This window comes from Cryobacterium tagatosivorans, assembly GCF_004402215.1.
GTDB classification, from domain to species: Bacteria; Actinomycetota; Actinomycetes; order Actinomycetales; family Microbacteriaceae; genus Cryobacterium; species Cryobacterium tagatosivorans.
Window position 1 is genome coordinate 95,263 of record NZ_SOEZ01000023.1, and the last position, 6,139, is coordinate 101,401.

Consider the following 6,139-nt stretch of genomic DNA (forward strand, 5'->3'; position numbering starts at 1 on the left):
GAAAGGCCGAAGTGGCACGCCTACTCCGGTCCGGCCCCCGCGGCGGTTTCCTGGAACTTCCGGGCGCCATCCACGATGACGCGGGCGGGGACACCCACGATGAGACTGTACGGCGGCGCGTCCGTGTACTCGCGGACGACGGCGCCGGCGGCCACAATGGAATGGTCGCCGATCGTCGTTCCCATCAGCACGATCGCGTTTGCGCCGATGTGCACGTTGCGGCCGATTGTCGTCGCGGCGCGCTCGATGGGGCTCGCCCGATCGGTGACGCAGCGGGCGACCGTTGAGTGCGTATAGATCTGCACACCGGTCGACACGTCGCAGCCGAAGCCGATCGTGAGTCCGCCGCTGCCGTCGATGACAGTGAACGCCCCGATCCACACGTCCTCGTCGATGGCGGGCTCCCCGATCACCCACGCGTGCGGGTTGTAGCGATTGCCGGGGATGCCGTGATCAAAGCCGTCCTGCGTCACAGTTGTGGTCTCCAAATCTCCTGGGCCGCCGAAAATCACCTTGTTAGAATGGTGCGGCTAACGTGGATTTCCGCGTGCAATCCTGTGAAACTCTACGCGTTGGGAATTCGGTATGTCAGTTAGGTCCAAGTCCATCCTGGTCACGGGCGGCGCCGGTTTCATCGGCAGCCACCTCGTCGACCGGCTCATCCGGGACGAGCCGAGCCGGATCACCGTCGTTGACAACTTCTTCCTCGGCAACCTGGACAACCTGGCGGATGCCCTCACTGTGCGCCCGGACCTGGAGATCATCCGGGTCGACGCATCCGACCTGGCCGCCATGCAGGACGTCGTCACCGCGAACAAGGTCGACACGGTCTTCGACCTCGCCATGGTTCCGCTGCCGACATCGCTCACCTACCCGGACTGGACCATCCGGACCAACGTCGGCATTGCCACGACCTTCTGCGAGATCGCCAGGCGGGGCCTGGTCGATCGGCTCATCCACGTGTCGAGCTCCGAGGCCTACGGTTCGGCTCGCTATGTTCCGATGGACGAGAACCACCCGCACGATGCGATCACCCCGTACGCGGCCAGCAAGTCGGCCGCCGACCACATCATCGAGTCGTACGTGCAGACGTTCAACATCGACGCGACCGTGATCCGCCCGTTCAACAACATCGGGCCGCGTCAGAACCCCGGCACCTACGCCGGAATCGTGCCGATCATCGTGCGCCGCGTGCTCGCCGGGCAGCCGGTCGAGATCTACGGCGACGGCGAACAGACGCGCGACCTCAGCTACGTGGGCGACACCGTCGAGCTGATGGCGCAGATCCAGGAATCGGCCGAATGCCGCGGCAAGGTGCTCAACGTCGCCACCGGCGTCGAAACCTCCGTCAACGAGCTGGTGCGGCGCATCCTGGGCCTGCTCGGCCGCGAAGACCACCCGGTGGTCCACACCGACGCTCGCCCCGGCGACGTGCGCCGTCACTGCGCGGATGTCACCCGGCTCACCGCGCTCATCGGCCACCAGCCGTCCGCGCTCAGCGACGAGTCGCTGAAGAAGACCGTCGACTGGTACGTCGAGGTCCTCTCGTGAGGCTCAATGTCCCGATCACGGATGCCGCCGAAATCGCTGCGGTCACTGCCGTCTTGGAGTCAGGCTTCCTGACCCAGGGGCCGCGGGCCGCCGAGTTCGAGAACCTGGTCGGCTCCTGGGTGGGCACGAGCAGGGCCTACGCCGTGAGCTCGGCGACGACGGGCCTGCACCTGGCCCTCCACGCCGTCGGCGTCAAGCCGGGCGACGAGGTCATCATCCCGGACTTCAGCTTCCCGGCGACGGCGAACGCCGTCATCCAGCAGGGCGCGATCCCGGTGTTCGTCGACATCGACATCGACACCTTCAACCTCGACCCGAGCAGGCTTGAGGCCGCGATCACCTCACGCACCACCGCGATCATGCCGGTGCACGCCTTCGGCCTCTGCGCCGACATGGATCCGATCAACGAGATCGCCGCCCGCCACAGCCTGCCCGTGATCGAGGACGCCGCCTGTGCGCTCGCCGGCACCTACAAGGGCCGCCAGGCCGGCTCGCTGGCCACCGCCGGGGTGTTCTCCTTCCACCCGCGCAAGATCATCACCACCGGCGAGGGCGGGATGATCATGACCGATGACGAGGAACTCGGGAACAAGATCCAGGTTCTGCGCACCCACGGCGCCGTCCGCGGTGAACTGTTCATGAGCTTCATCGACGCCGGGTACAACTACCGCCTGAGCGACGTGCACGCGGCGATCGGGGTCGCCCAGATGGCCAAGCTCGCCGGCATCACCGAGGGGCGCCACGAGCGCGCAGACAGCCTCACGGAGCGTCTGGCGGGCCTGGACGGCGTGCGGACCCCCGTCGTCCCCGAGGGAACCCGCCACGCGTACCAGTCCTACGTCGTGCTCCTCGATGACGACATCGACCGCGACGCCGTCATCCGCGCAATGAAGTCGCGCGACATCGAGACCACGCTCGGCACCTACGGGATGCACTTGCAGCCCTACTTCCGTGACCGCTTCGGCATCGAGGATGCCGCGCTCCCCGTGTCGACCAGGGCCCACAACCAGGCCCTGACCCTTCCCCTCTACCCGCAACTGACCGACTCCGACCTGGACCTCATCGCGGAGAAGCTCGCCGAAAGCATCGTCGCGGTCCGGTCGTGACGGTGACGAACCCGTCGAACCTCGTTTTCGAACGCCAGAAGCGTCTCCTCACGGCGGCTTACTGGCTGCTGAGACCAGTGTCGCTGCTGCGGCGGCCCATTTCCTGGGTGGTCGGCACAGAGGAGATCGCCCTCATGGTGTCGCATGTCTCCGGAGCGATCCCAGGGTCGTACTCGGTGGTGCACAAGGAACACGCGTTCTACAGCGTCGATTACGACCTCACCATCCAGCGCGAATCCAGCCGCATCGCGAAATACCGGCGGCTGTTCGGCGGTCCGCTGGTGCTGGCCTGGCTGCTGAACCGCGCGCGGGGCTTCATCTACGTGGGGTCCGCTGGGTTCCTGCAGGACCAGGTCGACCAGCGCGAGTTCGAGTTCGAGTTCGTGAAGAAGCACGGCGGCAAAATCGTCTGTTACTTCACCGGCAACGACATCCGTTCCCCCCGGCTGATGAAGGAACTCGAGCGCGAGATGGGCACGCCCAACATCGCCACGCACCTCGTGGAGATGAACCCGGTCTTCGGCCAGGAGGAGTACGAGACGGCCAGGCTGGAGCGTGCCCGCGTCGCCGACCGCTTCGCCGACGCGATCTTCTCCGTCCGGATGGACCAGCTCTCCTACCTCGAGCGTCCCACCGAACCGTTCCTGTACTTCTACCCCGATGAGGGCTTCAAACGCCTGACGGACAAGTTCGAGAACATGGACCGCCCGATCATCGTGCATGCACCGTCGAAGCCGCTGCTCAAGGGAACCCCGCATGTGCGGAGCGCCATCGAGCGGCTGCGGGCCGCGGGATTCGAGTTCGACTACCGCGAGCTCACCGGCGTATCCAACACCGAGGTCGTTGCGGCTCTCTCGGAGGCCCACATCGTGCTGAACCAGTTCTACGCCTTCGTGCCGGGTGTACTCGGAATCGAATCCATGGCCCGGTGCTGCGCGCTGCTGACCAGCGCGGACGAACTCATCGAGACAGACCTCGATGCCGGCGCGAACGAGGCCTGGGTGGTCACTCGGGCCGACGAGGTCTACGACAACCTCCGTCACCTGCTCGAGCACCCCGAGCTGATCCGCGAGCAGGCCCTACGCGGCTACGAGTGGGCGCTCCGGAACGCGTCAGCGTCGGCGGACGGTCGGCGGATGAGGGCCATCCTCGACCGGCTCTGACAGGCCTGGCCCGTCAGTCCTGAAAGAGCGCCGCAGTGGCACGCGCCTGGTAGGCGACTTCGTCCAAATCGTGACCGCTCGCGGTGACGTGGCCGACCTTGCGGCCGGGCCGCGGATCCTTGCCGTAGTTGTGCATCTTGACTCCCGGATGCGCCGCGAACGCGTTCTCGTAGCGGTCGTCGAGCGAGCCCGTCGCCGGGCCGCCGAGGATGTTCACCATGACCGACCAGGGTTCGCGGGACTCCGTGGAGCCGAGCGGGAGGTCGAGCACGGCCCGGAGGTGCTGCTCGAACTGGCTCGTCGTCGAGCCCTCCATCGACCAGTGACCGCTGTTGTGCGGGCGCATGGCCAGTTCGTTGATCAGCACCCGTCCATCCGTCGTCTCGAACAGTTCGACGGCGAGCACGCCCGTGACGCCGAGGCCGTTCGCGACGGCCATGCCGATCTCGGCCGCCACCTCGATGAGCCGCCCGGGCGCCTGCGGGGCCGGGGAGATGACCTCGGCGCAGACGCCGTCCCGCTGCACGGTCTCGACCACCGGCCAGGCCCTGGTCTCGCCCGACGGCCGCCGGGCCACCAGCTGGGCGAGCTCGCGGCGGAAGTCGACGAGTTCCTCGACGAGCAGCGCGCCGTCGTTGGCGTCTTCGGCGAGCGCCGTGAACCAGTCGTCGGCCTCGTGTTCGTGGGTGATCATCCGCACGCCCTTGCCGTCGTAGCCGCCGCGGGCGGTCTTGAGCACCGCACGGCCGCCGTGCTCGGCCAGGAACGCGGCGAGCTGTTCGCTGTTCTCCACCCGCGCCCAGTCGGGCACCGGCAGCCCGAGCTCGGTCAGCCGCTCACGCATCAGCAGCTTGTCCTGCGCGTAGAGGAGGGCGTCCGGCCCGGGGTGCACGGCCACGCCGCGCGCCACGAGCTCCCGCAGGATCTCCTGGGGCACGTGCTCGTGGTCGAAGGTGACGACATCGACGGTGTCGGCGAAGGCGATCACCACGTCCCGGTCCCGGTAGTCGCCGATCTGGACCGCGGCGAGCCCGGCCGCCATGCCCTCGTTCTCGGCGAGCACGCGAATGTCGATGCCGAGGTTCACCGCGGCGGGGATCATCATCCGGGCCAGCTGGCCACCACCAATGACGCCAACAATCCTAGCCATAATCTCCACCAATTCCTGTGCGAACCCATATGCGGCCTTGAGTCAACTCTCAGCCTGTGATCCCGACCTCGACATAGACTTCGGGTCTCGGAGTTCTATCCTCGCTCACGGTTCCATCTTCCTATACCCAGCCCGGACGGACACATGTCGACAAACGCGGTGAGCAGAAGTCGCCTCCTGGCCTTCGCCGGCCAGGTCGGCAAGTTCGGCGCCGTCGGGCTCGTCGGATTCGTGGTGGACGTCACGGTCTTCAATCTGCTCCGCGGCACGGTCTTCGCACCGGACCTCGTGCATGCCGGACCGCTGTACGCGAAGATCGTGTCCACGGTGCTGGCCATCCTCACCAACTGGATCGGCAACCGCTACTGGACCTTCGGCACGTCCCGCCGGCCGCGAGCGCTCCGCGAGGGCCTGGAGTTCTTCGCCGTCAGCCTGGTCGGCATGGGCATCGGCCTGCTCTGCCTGTGGCTCAGCCACTACGTGCTCGGCTACACGAGCGTGCTCGCCGACAACATCTCGTCGAACGTGATCGGCCTCGGCCTCGGCGCCGTCTTCCGGTTCACGCTCTACCGCTTCTGGGTCTTCGCCCCCGGGCGCGCCGACACAACGCCGGCGGCCCCGGTCCCGGATCGGCTAGCGGCCCGCCCCCGGGGGCTGGTCGGCGAGCGCTGACTGCTCCTGGCGCCGTGACCCGATCACGGTCTGCGACTCCTGCATCAGGTCGTGCAACACCTGCTGGACCAGGTCGGCGCTCGGCACGTCCTTGAGCACCAGCGGATGCTCCAGCCCCGAGTTGACGAGCACGTCGCCGGAGCGGAAGGCGGATTGCAGCCACGTCTGGCGCACGGTCACGTCGTAGCCGCGACCGTGCAGCAGCTCCTGGCGGCTGCGCACGAAGAACCCGTGCCGAAAGATGATCCGCCGGGTCGTGATCGTGTACCGCCGGTTCAGCCAGGAGGCCAGCGGCAGGAGCCAGACCAGCACGATGGCGGCCAGGGCGGCAACGACCAAGGCGGTGTTCTGCCAGTCTTCCCGCAGGTTCCCGAAGAAGTAACCGGTGGCGCCGCAGACGAGGAAGAGCGCCAGGGTCGGCCAGACGAGGCGCCGGGCGTGCGGGCGGAGGCGGGCGACGACGCGTTCGGCCGGGGGCGCCGCCGCGGCGGGCGCGG

General features: G+C 67.4%; 7 protein-coding genes. 4 read left to right on the plus strand and 3 right to left on the minus strand.

Annotated features, from left to right (window positions below):
• Window positions 1-20 precede the first annotated feature (20 nt).
• Window positions 21-488: an acyltransferase gene (locus E3O23_RS04500; protein WP_241983318.1), complete on the minus strand. Its 468-nt coding sequence runs from the start codon at window positions 486-488 to the stop codon at window positions 21-23.
• A 97-nt stretch (window positions 489-585) separates the two neighbouring features.
• On the opposite strand from E3O23_RS04500, the gene E3O23_RS04505 reads away from it, so the two are divergent.
• From E3O23_RS04505 to E3O23_RS04515, 3 genes are read left to right on the plus strand one after another with little or no spacing between them, the layout of a single operon-like run.
• Window positions 586-1,551, plus strand: a complete 966-nt coding sequence (locus tag E3O23_RS04505) for a dTDP-glucose 4,6-dehydratase (RefSeq protein WP_134488573.1) — start codon at window positions 586-588, stop codon at window positions 1,549-1,551.
• A complete protein-coding gene (locus E3O23_RS04510) occupies window positions 1,548-2,657 on the plus strand; it encodes a DegT/DnrJ/EryC1/StrS family aminotransferase (RefSeq protein WP_166790402.1) in 1,110 nt (369 codons plus the stop codon). The genes E3O23_RS04505 and E3O23_RS04510 overlap by 4 nt, the downstream gene beginning before the upstream one ends.
• Window positions 2,654-3,820 (plus strand): glycosyltransferase, encoded by a 1,167-nt coding sequence (locus E3O23_RS04515; protein WP_134488577.1) that lies wholly within the window; start codon window positions 2,654-2,656, stop codon window positions 3,818-3,820. The genes E3O23_RS04510 and E3O23_RS04515 overlap by 4 nt, the downstream gene beginning before the upstream one ends.
• A gap of 13 nt (window positions 3,821-3,833) precedes the next feature.
• Here the strand turns inward: E3O23_RS04515 and E3O23_RS04520 are convergent, their stop codons facing one another.
• On the minus strand, window positions 3,834-4,970 hold the full coding sequence (locus E3O23_RS04520; RefSeq protein WP_134488579.1) for a 5-(carboxyamino)imidazole ribonucleotide synthase: 1,137 nt from the start codon (window positions 4,968-4,970) through the stop codon (window positions 3,834-3,836).
• Between the two features lie 159 nt (window positions 4,971-5,129).
• Between E3O23_RS04520 and E3O23_RS04525 the strand changes: the two genes are divergently transcribed.
• On the plus strand, window positions 5,130-5,642 hold the full coding sequence (locus tag E3O23_RS04525) for a GtrA family protein (protein WP_241983319.1): 513 nt from the start codon (window positions 5,130-5,132) through the stop codon (window positions 5,640-5,642).
• Here E3O23_RS04525 and E3O23_RS04530 read toward each other — a convergent pair.
• On the minus strand, window positions 5,604-6,139 hold a 536-nt coding region (locus E3O23_RS04530), incomplete at its 5' end, for a PH domain-containing protein (protein WP_241983320.1). The genes E3O23_RS04525 and E3O23_RS04530 overlap by 39 nt on opposite strands.